This is a genomic window from Micromonospora sp. NPDC047740 (assembly GCF_043204735.1).
Lineage (GTDB): Bacteria > Actinomycetota > Actinomycetes > Mycobacteriales > Micromonosporaceae > Micromonospora.
Genome location: NZ_JBIDCT010000010.1, coordinates 176,561 through 191,275, shown reverse-complemented (window position 1 = coordinate 191,275; position 14,715 = coordinate 176,561). Strand labels below are relative to the sequence as shown.

Below are 14,715 nucleotides of genomic sequence, written 5' to 3'. Positions count from 1 at the left end.
GGGCCAGGTCGACACGCCGGCGGTTCACACCTCAGGGGCCCCCGTCTCCTTCAGCACGCCGTCGGCCAGCCGCAGCCACCGGTTCACGCCGATGTCGCGCAGGAACCGTTCGTCGTGGCTGACCACCACGAAGGCCCCCTGGTACGAGTTCAGGGCGCTCTCCAACTGGCCCGCGCTGACCAAGTCGAGGTTGTTCGTCGGCTCGTCCAGAAGCAGCAGGTGCGGAGCTGGTTCCGCGCACAGCACACAGGCCAGCGTGGCGCGCAGCCGCTCGCCTCCGGAGAGCACCCCGACGGGCAGATGGGCGCGGGGCCCCCGGAAGAGGAAGCGGGCGAGCAGGTTCATCCGCTCGGCCTCCGGCCGCTCCGGGGCGTAGTCGGCGAAGTTCTCGGCGACCGTACGGTCCACGTCCAGCAGGTCGAGGCGCTGCGAGAGGTAGGCGATGCGGCCGTCGGCCCGCTTGATCTCGCCGCTCTGCGGTGTCAGGTCGCCGTTGATCAGGCGCAGCAGGCTGCTCTTGCCGGCACCGTTGGGACCGGTCAGCGCGATGCGCTCCGGGCCTCGGACGGTCAGGTCGACGCCCTGGCCGGCGAACACGTCCCGGTCGCCGAGGCGGACACGGAGCTGCTCGCCGAGGAACAGGGTGCGTCCGGCGGGCACGTCGGTGTCCGGCAGGGCCAGCGTGATGCTCTGTTCCTCGCGCAGCGCACGCCCGGCCTCGTCCAGCCGGGCCTTCGCCTCGCTGACCCGGTTGGCGTGCATCTGGCCCGCCCGGCCCGCGGACTCCTGCGCGCCCCGCTTCATGGTGCCGGCGAAGATCCGGGGCAGGCCGGCGCTCTTCAGGTTGCGGGCGGCGTTGCTCTGCCGGCGTTCGGCGCGCTCGCGGGCCTGCTGCATCTCCCGCTTCTCCCGCTTCAGCTCCTGCTCGGCGTTGCGGACGTGCTTCTCGGCGGCTTCCTGCTCCGCCCGCACGGTCTCCTCGTACTCGGTGAAGTTGCCGCCGTAGAAGCGCAGTTCGCCGCGGTCGAGTTCGGCGATGCGTTCCATGCGGTCGAGCAGGGCGCGGTCGTGACTGACCAGGAGCAGCAAGCCGTTGAAGTCCTCCAGCACGTCGTAGAGCTTGTGCCGGGCGTCGAGGTCGAGGTTGTTGGTGGGCTCGTCGAGCAGCAGCACGTCGGGCCGCTTCAGCAACTGGGCGGCGAGACCGAGGGAGATGACCTGGCCGCCGCTGAGGGTGCTCAGGCTGCGGTCCAGGGCGAGGTCGGCCAGACCGAGACGGTCGAGCTGGGCGCGGGTGCGTTCCTCGATGTCCCAGTCGTCGCCGATGGTGGTGAAGTGGTTCTCGTCGACGTCCCCGGACTCCACGGCGTCGATGGCCTGGATGATCGCGGCGACGCCCAGCACCTCGGCGACCGTGAGGTCGCCGGTCAGGGGGAGGCTCTGCGGGAGGTAGCCGAGGGTGCCGGTCACGGAGACCGACCCGGTGTCGGGCCGTAGTTCACCGGCGATGAGCTTGAGCAGCGTGCTCTTGCCGGTGCCGTTGGGCGCGACGAGGCCGGTGCGGCCGGAGCCGACGGTGAAGGACAGGTCCTGGAAGACGGGAGTGTCGTCGGGCCAGGCGAAGGACAGGTTCGAGCAGACGATGGAGACGTCGGACATGGAGGTGACCTCGTGATGAGGGGGCAGGGAAGACACTTCTGCCCCGGGGCAGACAGGGAAAGAGGGGACGACAGCAAGGCCACGTCGGCGGCGCTTCCACGCGCCGGGCCGGTGGCCTGTCGGGTCCGGGTATCACCCGGAGATGTCGTCGTCCACCACCATGTCTGGTCTCCTCAACAAACGATCAACGCCGCCACCACTCTAACAGCAGCGGGCGTGGGACCGGAGACACGACGGATCATCCGGCCGGCCGCAGGGGGCCCGGCGCTGCGGGTGCGGCATTCGGCCTGCCTCCGACCGGTCGGCAGCCGAGGTAGGCATCCAGTGCGGCGGCGCCGGTGAGCATGGCGCGGCTACGGGCCGAGAGGCGGGCGCGCCAGTCACGCAGCATCGACTCCAGGGGTGCGACGCCTCCGGCGGAGCGGACCTGGGCGATCAGCGGGGCGATCTGCTCCAGCAGGTAGCCGCCTCGTCTGAGCTGGTGGGCCAGCAGGGCGTCGCGTACGTCGGCCGCGCGGTAGACCCGGTAGCCGGTCCGCGGGTCGCGGCGCGGCTGGACCAGGCCGGCGCGTTCCCATTTGCGCAGGGTGGCCGGGCGGATGCCGAGCCTTCTCGACAGGGGGCCGACGAACGTGTCGCCGCGTTCCGGCGGTACGGGACTGAGGTCGTGCAGCGCGGCTTCGACGGCCCGGAGGGTACGGCGGTCGTCGAGCAGCTGGGCATGGCTCTCGTCGATGAGCCGAAGCGCCTCCTCGGTCGCGTCCCGGTTGACCGCCTGCATGATCGACGTGGCCGTCTGGTGGCCGTGTCCCGGTACGAGGGCGAGGAACGCCTGCAGGGCGTTCGCGTGCAGCCGTGTGTAGGTGCGGTAGCCGTGCGGGGTGCGTTCCGCGCCCGGCAGGATGCCCGCCGCCTCGTAGTTCCTGATCGCCTGCGTGGACAGGCCGTGCCCGCGCGCCAGGTCAATCGGCCTCAGCCGGCCGCTGTCTTGAAGGTTTCGCCTCACTGTCCTGCCAATATCGCGGAGAAGTTTCAACCGTTGATTCAACGATACCGTTGACAGCATGACTGCTGGCATCACAGACACCGCCCACGCCGTTGACGCCGCGACCGTCATGGGACTGCTCCCGGCCCGGCCGCGGCTGCTTGCCCTGGGTGAGCCCACCCACGGCGAGGACGTACTGCTCGAGGTGCGCAACGATCTCTTCCGGCAACTCGTCGAGCAGGAGGGCTACCGGACAATCGCGATCGAGAGCGACTGCATGATGGGCCTGGTCGTGGACGACTACGTCACGTCGGGTACGGGCACCCTCGACGAGGTCATGCAGCGCGGCTTCAGCCACGAGTGGGGCGAATTCGCGGCCAACCGCGAGCTGGTGCGCTGGATGCGCGCGTACAACGACGGCCGGCCCGCGTCCGAGCAGGTGCGCTTCGCCGGTTTCGACGGCCCGCTGGAGATCACCGGCGCCGCGAGCCCCCGCCAGGCCCTCACCGCACTCCACTCCTACCTCACCGCCCGGGTGGACGCCGACCTGCTCCCCTGCACCGCGGAAACGCTCGACCGCCTGCTCGGCGCCGACTACCGGTGGACCAATCCCGCCGCCATGATGGACCCGTCCCAGTCCGTGGGGCAGACGCCCGGGGCCACCCAGCTGCGACTGCTCGCCGACGACCTGGTAGCCCTGCTCGACGCGCAGACGCCCCACCTGATCGCGGCGTCCTCACCCGACGACTGGGACCGGGCCCGCTTGTACGGGCGCACCGCCACCGGCCTGCTGCGCTACCACTTCTGGATGGCCGACCCGGCGCCGAGGCGCATGGCATGGCTGCTCGGCGTGCGGGATTCGATGATGGCCGCCAACCTGCTCGCCCTCGCCGAGCGGGGTCCGACGCTGGTGAACGCCCACAACGCACATCTGCAGCGGGACAAGAGCACGATGCAGATGTGGCAGGGACCGGTGCAGTGGTGGAGCGCCGGCGCGATCGTCAGCGTCCAACTGGGTGAGGGGTACGCCGTCCTGGCCACGGCCCTCGGCACGATCCGCCACCACGGTGTGCAGACCCCACCCCCGGACACCATCGAAGGGCTCCTGTACGCGCTACCGCAGGACCGATACGTCGTCGACGCCCGCCGACTGGCCGACGCCCTCGGCGACGTGACGCCCGCTGCCCGGGTGTCCCCCTGGTTCGGTTACGCCCCGCTGGACCCGGCCCACCTGGCCAGCAGCGACGGGATCGTGTTCGTCAAGGACGCCCCGCGGAACTAGGATCACCGTGGTGCCCACAGGACACATGACGGGGATGACCGCGGCGGACGTCCACCGCGCCGCCGCCGAGATGACCCGGGTGCTGCGGCCCGCCGTGGACCGCGTCTGGACCGTGCCGGCAGCAGACCTGGAGTGGACCTGCTGGACGACCGCGGCGCACGTCGCCCACGACCTGCTCGCCTACGCGGCGCAGCTGACCGGCCTGCCGGCCGACGGCTACCTCCCCCTCGACCTGCGGGTACGCGCCGACGCGACCCCGGCCGACCTGCTGACCGTGATCGCCGCGAGCGCCGGGCTGCTCGCCGCCGCCGTCGACACCGCCGCCCCCGACAGCCGCGCCTGGCACTGGGGGCCGTGCGATCCGGGCGGCTTCGCGGCGATGGGCGTCGCCGAGACCCTGCTGCACACCCGGGACATCACCGGCGGCCTCGGGCTGGACTGGTCGCCGCCACCACAGCTGTGCGCCGGGGTGCTGGGCCGGCTGTTCCCGGACGCGCCGGACGGCGATCCTGTCGCGGTGCTGCTCTGGATGACCGGCCGGGCACGGCTCGGCGACCGGCCGCGGCGTACCGCGTGGACCTGGCGGGCCGCACTCGGCTGAGGCAGGGTCAGCGGCGGCGCCAGGGCAGCCGCCAACGTCGGCGCTGCCCGCGGACCGGGACGCCGGCGCTGTCCGCCGTCGCGGCGGCCGCGATCCGCTCGGCGGTGGCCCGTGCGCGTTCCTCCCGCCAGACCCGGACGGTCTCCTCGACGTTGACGGGGCGGACCACCACCCGGGGTCCGCTCGGCGCGCGCAGGAAGTCCACGATCTCCCGGTTCAGGGCGGTGACCGCCGCCCGCACCGACTCCTCGGTCGGCAGGTCCCGCACCTCGCCGGGCAGCCGCTCCACCCGGCGGCGCAGCTGCAACGGGGTGGGCAGCAGCAGGTCGCCCGGAATCCGCTCGCGCTCCAGGAAGCTCTTGATCCACCACGACTCGTCGTAGGGCAGGCCCCGCCCGGGGATCGGCTTGCCGGCGCCGGGCAGGTTGTCGAACTCGCCGCGCTCCTGGGCCGAGCGGATCTGCGCCTCGACCGCCGCATCCCAGCTGGTTGTCACCGCCGTCACCTCCCGCTCCCACCGTAGCCGCCGCTCCCTTGCGAGGTCAGCGCCGAGGCGGTGGCGGACCATTCCCACCCGGCCTCCAGCAGGGTCAGCGGTGCCAGCGCACGTGCCGGTGCCCGTCACGGGGGAACGGGGGCCGGGCGGGCAGCACCTCCTGGAAGGCGTACCCGCTCTTCTCCGCCACCCGGCAGGAGGCCAGGTTGTCCACCTGGTGCAGCAACTCGAGGTGGGTCAGCCCGCCGGCGGCGAAGCGGGCGAAGGCCCAGTCGCTCACCGCGGTGACCGCGCGGGGCGCGACCCCGCGACCGCGGGCCGGCGCCGCGGTCCAGTAGCCGACCTCGGCGTACGGGCGGCCGGGGGTGATCTCCTTGAGCACCACGTTCGCCACCAGCCGCTCCCCGTCCGGCTCCGGCTCCAGCACGGCGAAGCTGAACCGGCGGCCGGCCGCCCAGCCCTGGCGGGCCCGGCGCAGGAACGTCCGGGCGTCCGCGGCGGTGGTGACCGGAAACCGGGTCCAGCTGCGCAGCACCGGGTCCCGGTACGCCGCCAGCAGGGCTTCGGCGTCGCCGGCGCGCCACGGTCGGAGCACGAGTGCGGGGGCGGTGGCCGTGGCGTCGGCGCGCAGGACCATGGACATGCCCGCATTCTCGCGCCTCGGTGCCGCCCGCCGGAAGCGGGTCGATCATCTCCTGGTCGCCTGAGCCGCCGGACGTAAGGGGTGTGCGCCGACCGCCGCCGGTTCCGTAGCCACGTCACGCAGCCCGGCTGCGCCGGCCCGTCGGGTGGGACGGCCAGTGTCCACCGGATCCGGGCGCGACGGCCCAGGCGTAGGGTGATCGGCAGATTCACCGGAACGGGGGCGTCATGGTCACTGCCGGAGCGTTGGTGGGTATCGGCCTGGTGGCGTTGGGCCTGGTGCTCACGCCCGGCCCGAACATGGTCTACCTGGTGTCCCGGTCGGTCGCCCAGGGCCGGCGGGCCGGGCTGATCTCGCTGCTCGGGGTGGCCGCCGGCTTCCTGGTCTACCTGGTCGCGGCGGTCGCCGGGATCGCCACGGTGTTCGTGCTGGTGCCGCCGCTGTACGTGGCGGTGAAGCTGGCCGGGGCGGCGTACCTGCTGTGGCTGGCCTGGCGGACGCTGCGCCCGGGCGGCCGGTCGGCGTTCACGCCCACGGCGCTGCCGCCGGACCGCCCCCGGCGGCTGTTCACCATGGGCCTGGTCACCAACCTGCTGAACCCGAAGATCGCCATCCTGTACGTGTCGCTGCTGCCGCAGTTCATCGACCCGGCGCGCGGTCACGTGGCGGTGCAGAGCCTGCTGCTGGGGCTGACCCAGATCAGCATCGCGCTGACGGTCAACGGGCTGATCGTGCTCACCGCCGGCACGGTGTCGTCGTTCCTGACCCGCCGGCCGGCCTGGGAGCGGGCGCAGCGGTACGTGATGGGCAGCGTGCTGGCCGGGCTCGCGGTCCGCATCGCCGCGGACCGGTCCCGCGCCGCCGTCGCCACCCCCTGACCGGCACGCGCGGCCGCCGCACGGTCAGAGGTTGTCGGGTCCGGTGAGCCCCGGATGCCGCTCACCCGGCGCGGCGTACCAGGCCCGCGCCTGTTCGCGCAGCGCCGTGTCGATGCGCAGCCGGCTCCAGTCGTCCAGCTCCGGCAGGTCGGTCCGGTCGAACCAGCCGACCGCGACGGACTCGTCGCCGTCGGCGGTGGCGGCGCCGCCGACCGCCCGGCAGCGGAACCACACGTTGAGGTACTCGCAGGTGTCGCCGTTCGGGTAGCGCACCGGATGGGTGGCCACCCCGCCGATCCGGTCGATCGCCACCCGCACCCCGGTCTCCTCGTACACCTCGCGCAGCAGCGCCTCGGCCGGCTGCTCACCCGGGTCGACCATCCCGGCAGGCAGCGACCAGCGGCCGTTGTCGCCGCGGCGGGCCAGCAGCAGCCGCCCGGCGTCGTCGGTCACCACCGCGCTGACCCCGAAGAGCATGAGCAGATCGTGTCCGATGTGCTGGCGCAGCCGCGCGACGTACGGCGAGACAGGCATGCCCGGCAACCTACCCGCCGCCGGCGCGGCCCGCCGGGCCGCCCGGACCGGTCACTACACTTCGCCCCGATGGACGCCCACCCCACCCCCGACACCCGCCCCTGCGCGCACTGTGGACGGGAGGTGCCGCAGCGTGCCGGCGCCGGCCGCCCGTTCCGCTACTGCCGGGACAACGACGGCGCCTGCCAGCGGGCTTCCCGAAACTCCCGGATGCGCCACCGCAACGCTCCCGGCCTGCCCGGGCAGGTGGCCCGCACCTGGGAGGCGGTGGACCGGCTCGACCAGATCGTCGAGAGCCTCACCGAGGCGCTGCACGCCGAGCTGTCCCCGGCCGGGGTGGAGCGGCAGGTCGCCCAGGTCCGTGCCGAGGCGGCCACCCAGGTCGCAGCCGCGCACACCGAACGCGACGACGCCCGCCGCGACGCCGAGGACACTGCCGCGGCCGCCGCCCGCGCCCGACAGGACGCCCAGACGGCGGCCACCGAACGGGACACGGCCCGGCAGCGGGCCGACCAGGCCGAGGCGGAGGCCGCCCAGGCCGTGGCGGGGGCGCGGCACGCCGAGGCGGCCCGGGACGAGGCGCGCGGGCAGGCCAGCGCCGCGCAGGCGCTGCGGGTGCAGGCCGAACGGGACCGCGACGCCGCCCGCCACGAGCTGCGCACCACGCGCACCGAGCTCGACGGCCAGCGGCGGCGGGTCACCGACCTGACCGCCGAGCGGGACGCCGCCCGCGGTGACGCCGAGCGGGCCACCCGTTCGGCCGGGGAGGCGGTGGCACGCGCCGAGCGGCTGGCCGCCGAGGCGGACCGGTCCCGGGTCGACGCCGAGACGGCCCGGGCGGCAGCCGAGCGGGCCGGCACGGAGACCGCCGAGGCGCGGCGGGGCGAGCAGCAGGCGCGGACCGCCGCGCAGCAGGCCGAGGCCGCCCGGGCGGAGGCGGTAGCGGCGGCCGAGTCGGCGCGGCAGGAGGCGGCGGCCCGCGCCGACGAGCGGGACGCCCTCGCCGCGGACCTGGCGGCCGCGCGGGAGGCCGCCGGCGCCGCCGAAGCTCGGCTGGCCGAGCTGACGGTACGGCTGCGCGCCGCCGAGACCGACCGCGACGCGGCGCAGCGGCGGGCCGCCCAGCTCGCCGACCAGGTCAGCGACCTGGCTAGCGCCCTGGCGAGGCTCGGCGCCCGCGACACCTGACGTATTTTGGTTGAATGCACAACCACATGGCGTTCCCGCCGCCGGTGACGGCCACCGCCGGCAACCCCGACCCGGCGGCCCCGCTGGTCGTGCTGCTGCACGGCCGCGGCAGCCACGAGCAGGAGATCCTCTCCCTGGCCGGCCACCTGCCCGCCGGCCCGGCGTACGCGGCGGTCCGCGCGCCGATCGCCGAGGGCGGCGGCTACGCCTGGTTCGCCAACCGGGGCGTCGGCCGCCCGGTCGCCGCGTCGCTGCGCGCCGCCATGGGCTGGTTCCGCGGCTGGCTCGACGAGGTGGCCCCCGCCGGCCGGCCGGTGGCGCTGGTCGGTTTCAGCGGCGGCGCCGCGTTCGCCGGTGGCCTGCTGCTCGACGACCCGACCCGGTACGCCGGCGCCGCGATCCTCCACGGCACCCTGCCGTTCGACGCCGGGGTGCCCACCACGCCCGGCCGGCTGGCCGGGGTGCCCGTGTTCGTGGCCCAGGGCGAGCACGACACCGTCATCCCCCGCGAGCTGCTCGACCGCACCTGGGCGTACCTGCGCGGCGAGTCCGGCGCGGCCGCCACCGCCCGACGCGACCCAGTCGGCCACCAGATCGCCCCGCCCGCCCTCACCGGCCTGTCCGACTGGCTGCGGGAGCGGCTGTCCGCCTGATCACGGGCTGGGACGGGGCGGCGCCGACAGCCCGGCGACGGCGATGATGCGGGTGTGGGAAAGACGTACGAGCGCATCGACGGTCGGCTGCGCACCTTCATCGAGGCGCAGCCGATGTTCTTCACCGCCACCGCCCCCCTGGCCGGCGACGGCACCGTCAACCTGTCCCCGAAGGGCCTGCGCGGCTGCCTCGCCGTGCTCGACGAGCACACGGTCGCCTACCTCGACTTCGCCGGCAGCAACGCGGAGACCATCGCCCACCTGCGGGAGAACGGCCGCATCACGCTGATGTGGTGCGCGTTCACCGGCCCGCCGAACATCGTGCGGGTGCACGGACGCGGCGAGCCGGTGTTCCGCGACGATCCCCGCTGGGCGGACCTGCTGCGCCACTTCCCCGACATCGACGCCAGCGTGCACGGGCTGCGGGCGATCATCGTGGTCCGCGCCGACCTGATCCGCGACACCTGCGGGTACGCGGTCCCGCTGATGACCTACGACGCGGACCGCGACCTGCACGGCCGGCGGTTCGCCCGGGAGGACGACGCGTCCCTGAGCGCCTACTTCGCCGGCAAGCCGCACATCGCCACCAGCATCGACGGACTGCCCGGCCTGCCGCTGCCGCTGCCACCCACCCCGGCACCCTGACCCCCCGCACGTCAGTGGATCCCGGCCATCAGGTGCCGGATGTGCCGGGTGAACATCACCGCGCTCACCCCCAGCACCACCGACGCGAGCCCGAAGGTGAGGAAATACGTCGACTCCGACCAGGTCCCCGCCAGCCGGGCCACCTGGCCACCGATCGCGTCACCCACGGCCGTGGCGAGGAACCACAGCCCCATCATCTGACTGGCGTACTTGACCGGGGCCAGCTTCGTGGTGGCCGACAGGCCCACCGGGCTCAGCGACAGCTCACCGGCGACCTGGATGGCGTACACGGCCACCAGCCACCACGGCGACACCAGCTCGCCACCGACGGCAGCCCGGGCGGCGGCGGCCATCAGCACGAACGACAGGCCGTTGAGGACCAGCCCGACGGCGAACTTCATCGGCGTGGACACCCGGTGCCCCAGCTTCAGCCACAGCCAGGCAGCCAGCGGCGCCCCGATGATGATCAGGATCGGGTTCACCGACTGCAGCCAGGACGCCGGGAACGTGAAGCCGAGCACGGACCGGTCGGTCTTGTCGGCGGCGAAGATGTTCAGCACCGACCCGGCCTGGTCGTAGATCAGCCAGAACGCGGCCGCGAACACGAACAGCCACAGGTACGCCTTCATCCGGCTGCGCTCGGTCCGGCTGATCTCCCGGTCGGTGAGGATCCGGGCGAAGTAGCCGATGGCCACCAGCACGGTGAGCACGGTGAGCAGGTTCACCACGGTGTTGACGGTGAACAGTCCGGTCACGGCGAGTGCGGCCAGCACCGCCAGCGCCACCACGACGACCACGCCGATGCGGGTCAGCGCCCGCCGCCGGTCGGCCCCGAGCAGCGGGTCGACCGGCCGCGCGCCGGCCTCCCCCAGGTTCCGCCGGCCCAGCACGTACTGCAGGACACCGAAGGTCATCCCGATCGCGGCGGCACCGAACCCCAAATGCCAGTTGATCTTCTCGCCGAGGAAACCGGTCACCAGCGGCGCGATGAACCCACCCAGGTTGATGCCCATGTAGAAGATGGAGAAGCCGGCGTCGCGGCGCGGGGAGTCCCGGTCGTACAGGTCGCCGACCATGGTGGAGATGTTCGGTTTGAGCAGGCCCGTGCCGAGCACGATCAGGGTCATGCCGGCGAACACGCTCCACCTTGCCGGCACCGCCATCACGTAGTGGCCTGCGGCGATGACGATGCCACCCCACAGCACGCTGCGCCGGGCGCCGAGCAGCCGGTCGGCGACCCAACCGCCGGGCAGCGCCATCAGGTAGACCATCGCGTTGTAGGTGCCGTACACGGCGTTGGCGGTGGTTTCCGGGATGGCCAGGCCGTCGTCGGCGACGGCCGCGGTCAGGTACAGCACCAGGATCGCCCGCATGCCGTAGAAGCTGAACCGCTCCCACATCTCGGTGAGGAACAGCGTCGACAGCGCCCGGGGGTGGCCGAAAAACGTCCTTCCCCCGGGCGGTCGGGCGTCTATCGGCGCGTCACTGGTCATCGTCACCTCCCGCACACCTGCGGCGGCTAACATCCCCAATGACAGCCAAATCACTCCACCCATTCGACCCGGCCGGGGACGACCCCGCCGGGCACCTGTCATGGCCGGCTACCCTTGCAGGGTCCCGACCGATGCGGGCCGGTTCCGCGTGGGCGGGAATGGCCGGGCGGGCAGGGACCGTTACACCGAGAAGACCAGCACCACGAACGAGGGGAAGCCGATCATGGGCGAGCGCATGCTGCGCGGAAGCCGCCTGGGCGCGGTCAGCTACGAATCCGACCGCAACACGGAGCTCGCGCCGCGCCAGACCCGCGAGTACCTCTGCGCCAAGGGACACCAGTTCGAGGTGCCGTTCGCCGTCGACGCCGAGGTCCCGACGACCTGGGAGTGCAAGTTCGACGGCAGCGTCGCCCGGCTGGTCGACGGCAGCGAGCCGGAGCAGAAGAAGGCCAAGCCGCCGCGTACCCACTGGGACATGCTGCTCGAGCGGCGCTCCATCGCCGAACTGGAGGACATCCTCGCCGAGCGGCTCCAGGAGGTCCGCACCCGCCGCGGCCGCGCCTGAGCGCACCAACGACCGAAGCGCCCCCGGGGATCACCCCGGGGGCGCTTCGTCACGTCTGGGCGGTCACGGCCGGCCCGGCTCGATGATCTCCCCCTCGATCGGCCGGCCCGGCTCGACAACCGGCGGCTGCTGCTGCGGGGCCGGCGGTGGCTGCGGCGCGCCCCGGTACACCCGGACCCGGCGCGGGCCGAACAGGTCACCGGCGACCATCGACGACACCCGGCCCTCGGCGAGACGTTGCACCCCGACCCGGGCCAGCCGCCGCACCGGCGGCACCAGCAACAGCAGCCCCACCGCGCCGCTGAGCAGGCCGGGCAACGCCAGCAGCAACGCCCCCAGCAGACCCACCAGCCCGTCGGTGACCTGCCGCCCCGGCGGCTGCCCGGACTCCACAGCCGCCCGGAAACCCCGCCAGGCCCGAACCCCCTCCCGGCGCAGCAGCACCAGGCCGAGCAGAGACGCCGCGAACACCAGCAGCAACGCCGCCCCGAACCCGACGCCCCGCCCCACCAGGACGAACACGGTCAGCTCCAGCACCGCGAGCAGCAGCAGGGCCGGCGGCACGTACCTCAGTCCTCGGCGCATCTCACCTCACAAGCCAGGGTGTCATCACGCCCCTCCAGCATGACACGCCCGCGCTCACGGCCACCGCGCCAACTCGGCGGGGGCGCCCCGACGCACCGACGGACGCCGGTCCCGCAGCCCCCAGCTGGTGATCCGCCACAACGCCTCCGCCATGATCAGCGGGCTCATCTTGCTGTCGCCGTGCTCCCGCTCGACGAACGTGATCGGCACCTCCACGATCCGCACCCCGGCCCGGTGGGCCAGCCGGGACAGCTCGACCTGGAACGCGTACCCCTGCGAGCACACCGAGTCCAGGTCGATGGCGTCCAGCGCGGTCGTCCGGTACACCCGGTAGCCGCCGGTGGCGTCGGAGACCGGCATGCCCAACGCCAGCCGCGTGTACAGGTTGGCGCAGCGGGACAGCAGCAGCCGCCGCAGCGGCCAGTTCAGCACCCGCGCGCCGCGGGTCCACCGGGAGCCGATCACCACGTCGGCGTCGCGGGCCGCGGCCAGCAGCGCCGGCAGGTCCTCCGGGGCGTGCGAGCCGTCGGCGTCCATCTCCACCACGGCGTCGTAGCCGCGCTGCCGGGCCCAGGCGAAACCGGCCAGGTAGGCCGCGCCGAGGCCGTCCTTGCCCTGCCGGTGCAGCACGTGCACGTGCGGGTCGGTACGGGACAGCCTGTCGGCGATCGCGCCGGTGCCGTCGGGGCTGTTGTCGTCGGCGACGAGGATGTCCACCGCCGGCGCGGCCTCGCGGACCCGCGCGACGATCGTCCGGACGTTGTCGGCCTCGTTGTAGGTGGGGATGACCACCAGCACCCGGCCCACCCCGGGATGGCCGGCCGTCCGTTTCCCGGCTGCCACGCCCACCTCGTACCGCCCTTCCCTCGTCCTACCCGGGGGTGACCTCCCGCCGCCGGCGCAGCACCGCCGCGCCGGCCAGCGCCGCCACGGCCAGCGCCGCGAGAGCCACCTCCGGCCACACCCCCGCCCGGGTGGCCGTGGTACGCCCGTGCCCGAGCTGCAGCTGCCGGACCACCACCGCCGCGGTGTTGAACCCGGTGGCCCCGTCTACCCGCCCGTCGGGGGAAACGAACCCGGACACGCCGACCGTGGAGGCCATCAACGCCGCACGGCCGTGCTCGACGGCACGAAGCCGCACCATGGCCAACTGCTGGCGGGCCTCCGCCTCGTCGAAGGTGGCGTTGTTGGTCTGCACCACCAGCAGCTGCCCGCCGCCGGTGACGGTGTCCCGGACAAGGCCGTCGTAGGCGACCTCGAAGCAGATCACGTCGCCGAGGGTGACCGCCCCGGCGTTGAGCACGCCGGGGGCGGCGCCGGGCACGAAGTCGGCGCGGACCCGGTCGACCTGATCGCTGACCATCCGGGCGATCTTGCGTAGCGGCACGTACTCGGCGAACGGCACCGGATGCCGCTTGACGTACAGCTGCCAGAGGTCGGGACCGGTGCCGGGCCGCCACACCAGGCCGGCGTTGCGGACCTGCCCGGCGTCGGGGCCGAGCAGCACCGCACCGATCAGGATCGGCGCGCCGATCGCGTCGGCGGCCTGGGAGATGCGGTCCGCGGCGTCCGGGTTGCGCAGCGGGTCGATGTCGCTGGAGTTCTCCGGCCACACCACCAGGTCGGGGCGGCGTTGCGTACCGGCGGTGACCTGCTGCGCCAGTCGCAGGGTCGCGTCGACGTGGTTGTTGAGCACGGCCTGCCGCTGGGCGTTGAAGTCCAGCCCGAGGCGGGGCACGTTGCCCTGCACGATGGCGACGGTGACGGTGTCGCCACCCCCGCGCACCCCGACCGGGACGGCCGACCCGGCGGCCAGCAGAGCCGCCAGGGCGGCGGCGAGCCCCGCCACGGGCCGCCAGTGCCCGGCGGGCCGGCGCCAGTCCCGCCAGGCGGCGGTGACCAGCAGCCCGCCGGCCAGCGCGACGGCGCAGGTGACCAGCGGGGCGCCGCCGAGGGCGGCCAGCCGCAGCAGCGGGGAGGTGTCCTGGCTGAACGCCAGCCGCCCCCACGGGAACCCGCCGAACGGGGTGCGGTCCCGCAGCGCCTCCTGCCCCACCCACAGCACCCCGGTCAGCAGCGGCCACGCCGCCCGGTGCCGGTCGACCAGCGGGGACACCCAGGCGGTGGCCGCGCCGAGCAGCGCCAGGTAGCCGGCCTGCAGCAGGGACAGCAGGATCCACGGCAGGGCGCCGGTGTGCAGGTTCGTCCACTCCAGCAGCGGCGCGAACAGCGCCAGCCCGGTGAGGAAACCCAGCCCCGCACCGGCACGCAGCCGCCGCCGGTGCGCCGCCGCCGCGAGCAGCGCCACCCCGACCGGCGCCAGCGGCCACACCCCGTACGGGGGGAACGCCACCAGCAGGGCCAGCCCGGCCGCGACGGCCAGCGGCGCGGCCACCCGCAGCGGCAGCGGACGCGGCCCCGCCGCCTCGTGTGCCCCCTGCGGGGCACGCACCTCTTCCCGGTCCAGCGTCGTCACCGGCACCTCACCACGATCACGCGCCGAAGGCT

The 14,715-nt window shown here is 73.8% G+C and carries 16 protein-coding genes; 7 read left to right on the top strand and 9 right to left on the bottom strand.

Features of this window, described 5'->3' with window-relative positions; genetic code table 11:
- Positions 1-24 precede the first annotated feature (24 nt).
- On the bottom strand, positions 25-1,659 hold the full coding sequence (gene abc-f / locus ACGF4F_RS20340) for a ribosomal protection-like ABC-F family protein (protein ID WP_393079133.1): 1,635 nt from the start codon (positions 1,657-1,659) through the stop codon (positions 25-27).
- A 238-nt stretch (positions 1,660-1,897) separates the two neighbouring features.
- Positions 1,898-2,665: a TioE family transcriptional regulator gene (locus ACGF4F_RS20335; RefSeq protein WP_393079130.1), complete on the bottom strand. Its 768-nt coding sequence runs from the start codon at positions 2,663-2,665 to the stop codon at positions 1,898-1,900.
- A gap of 58 nt (positions 2,666-2,723) precedes the next feature.
- On the opposite strand from ACGF4F_RS20335, the gene ACGF4F_RS20330 reads away from it, so the two are divergent.
- Together ACGF4F_RS20330 and ACGF4F_RS20325 are read left to right on the top strand one after the other, a co-directional pair.
- Positions 2,724-3,926, top strand: a complete 1,203-nt coding sequence (locus tag ACGF4F_RS20330) for an erythromycin esterase family protein (protein ID WP_393079127.1) — start codon at positions 2,724-2,726, stop codon at positions 3,924-3,926.
- A 34-nt stretch (positions 3,927-3,960) separates the two neighbouring features.
- Positions 3,961-4,527: a maleylpyruvate isomerase N-terminal domain-containing protein gene (locus tag ACGF4F_RS20325; protein ID WP_393079341.1), complete on the top strand. Its 567-nt coding sequence runs from the start codon at positions 3,961-3,963 to the stop codon at positions 4,525-4,527.
- Between the two features lie 7 nt (positions 4,528-4,534).
- Here ACGF4F_RS20325 and ACGF4F_RS20320 read toward each other — a convergent pair whose 3' ends face one another.
- Together ACGF4F_RS20320 and ACGF4F_RS20315 are read right to left on the bottom strand one after the other, a co-directional pair.
- Positions 4,535-5,023, bottom strand: coding sequence for a DUF1992 domain-containing protein (locus tag ACGF4F_RS20320; protein ID WP_357438838.1), 489 nt, complete (start codon positions 5,021-5,023; stop codon positions 4,535-4,537).
- Positions 5,024-5,117: 94 nt separating this feature from the next.
- The gene (locus ACGF4F_RS20315) at positions 5,118-5,666 is read right to left on the bottom strand and encodes a GNAT family N-acetyltransferase (RefSeq protein WP_357438840.1); all 549 of its coding nucleotides are present in this window, start codon (positions 5,664-5,666) and stop codon (positions 5,118-5,120) included.
- A 227-nt stretch (positions 5,667-5,893) separates the two neighbouring features.
- Here ACGF4F_RS20315 and ACGF4F_RS20310 point away from each other — a divergent pair, with 227 nt between their 5' ends.
- Positions 5,894-6,544, top strand: a complete 651-nt coding sequence (locus ACGF4F_RS20310; protein ID WP_393079123.1) for a LysE family translocator — start codon at positions 5,894-5,896, stop codon at positions 6,542-6,544.
- A 24-nt stretch (positions 6,545-6,568) separates the two neighbouring features.
- On the opposite strand, the gene ACGF4F_RS20305 is transcribed toward ACGF4F_RS20310, so the two are convergent.
- Positions 6,569-7,078, bottom strand: coding sequence for an NUDIX domain-containing protein (locus ACGF4F_RS20305; RefSeq protein ID WP_393079120.1), 510 nt, complete (start codon positions 7,076-7,078; stop codon positions 6,569-6,571).
- A 69-nt stretch (positions 7,079-7,147) separates the two neighbouring features.
- On the opposite strand from ACGF4F_RS20305, the gene ACGF4F_RS20300 reads away from it, so the two are divergent.
- Genes ACGF4F_RS20300 through ACGF4F_RS20290 form a run of 3 tightly spaced genes read left to right on the top strand, consistent with a single transcriptional unit; the run spans position 7,148 to position 9,564 of the window.
- Complete coding sequence (locus ACGF4F_RS20300) at positions 7,148-8,266, top strand: hypothetical protein (RefSeq protein ID WP_393079117.1); 1,119 nt, start codon at positions 7,148-7,150, stop codon at positions 8,264-8,266.
- A gap of 14 nt (positions 8,267-8,280) precedes the next feature.
- Complete coding sequence (locus tag ACGF4F_RS20295; protein ID WP_357438849.1) at positions 8,281-8,919, top strand: hypothetical protein; 639 nt, start codon at positions 8,281-8,283, stop codon at positions 8,917-8,919.
- 54 nt (positions 8,920-8,973) lie between these two features.
- The gene (locus tag ACGF4F_RS20290; RefSeq protein ID WP_357438852.1) at positions 8,974-9,564 is read left to right on the top strand and encodes a pyridoxamine 5'-phosphate oxidase family protein; all 591 of its coding nucleotides are present in this window, start codon (positions 8,974-8,976) and stop codon (positions 9,562-9,564) included.
- 11 nt (positions 9,565-9,575) lie between these two features.
- Here the strand turns inward: ACGF4F_RS20290 and ACGF4F_RS20285 are convergent, their stop codons facing one another.
- Complete coding sequence (locus ACGF4F_RS20285) at positions 9,576-11,057, bottom strand: peptide MFS transporter (protein ID WP_393079113.1); 1,482 nt, start codon at positions 11,055-11,057, stop codon at positions 9,576-9,578.
- 223 nt (positions 11,058-11,280) lie between these two features.
- Here ACGF4F_RS20285 and ACGF4F_RS20280 point away from each other — a divergent pair, with 223 nt between their 5' ends.
- The gene (locus ACGF4F_RS20280) at positions 11,281-11,622 is read left to right on the top strand and encodes an RNA polymerase-binding protein RbpA (RefSeq protein ID WP_046564157.1); all 342 of its coding nucleotides are present in this window, start codon (positions 11,281-11,283) and stop codon (positions 11,620-11,622) included.
- Between the two features lie 63 nt (positions 11,623-11,685).
- On the opposite strand, the gene ACGF4F_RS20275 is transcribed toward ACGF4F_RS20280, so the two are convergent.
- Genes ACGF4F_RS20275 through lnt form a run of 3 tightly spaced genes read right to left on the bottom strand, consistent with a single transcriptional unit; the run spans position 11,686 to position 14,683 of the window.
- Positions 11,686-12,207 carry an FxsA family protein gene (locus ACGF4F_RS20275; RefSeq protein ID WP_357438858.1) on the bottom strand — a complete coding sequence of 174 codons (522 nt, stop codon included), beginning with the start codon at positions 12,205-12,207 and terminating at the stop codon, positions 11,686-11,688.
- A gap of 54 nt (positions 12,208-12,261) precedes the next feature.
- Positions 12,262-13,056, bottom strand: coding sequence for a polyprenol monophosphomannose synthase (locus tag ACGF4F_RS20270; RefSeq protein WP_393079110.1), 795 nt, complete (start codon positions 13,054-13,056; stop codon positions 12,262-12,264).
- Positions 13,057-13,078: 22 nt separating this feature from the next.
- Positions 13,079-14,683, bottom strand: coding sequence for an apolipoprotein N-acyltransferase (lnt, locus tag ACGF4F_RS20265; protein WP_393079338.1), 1,605 nt, complete (start codon positions 14,681-14,683; stop codon positions 13,079-13,081).
- Positions 14,684-14,715 lie beyond the last annotated feature (32 nt).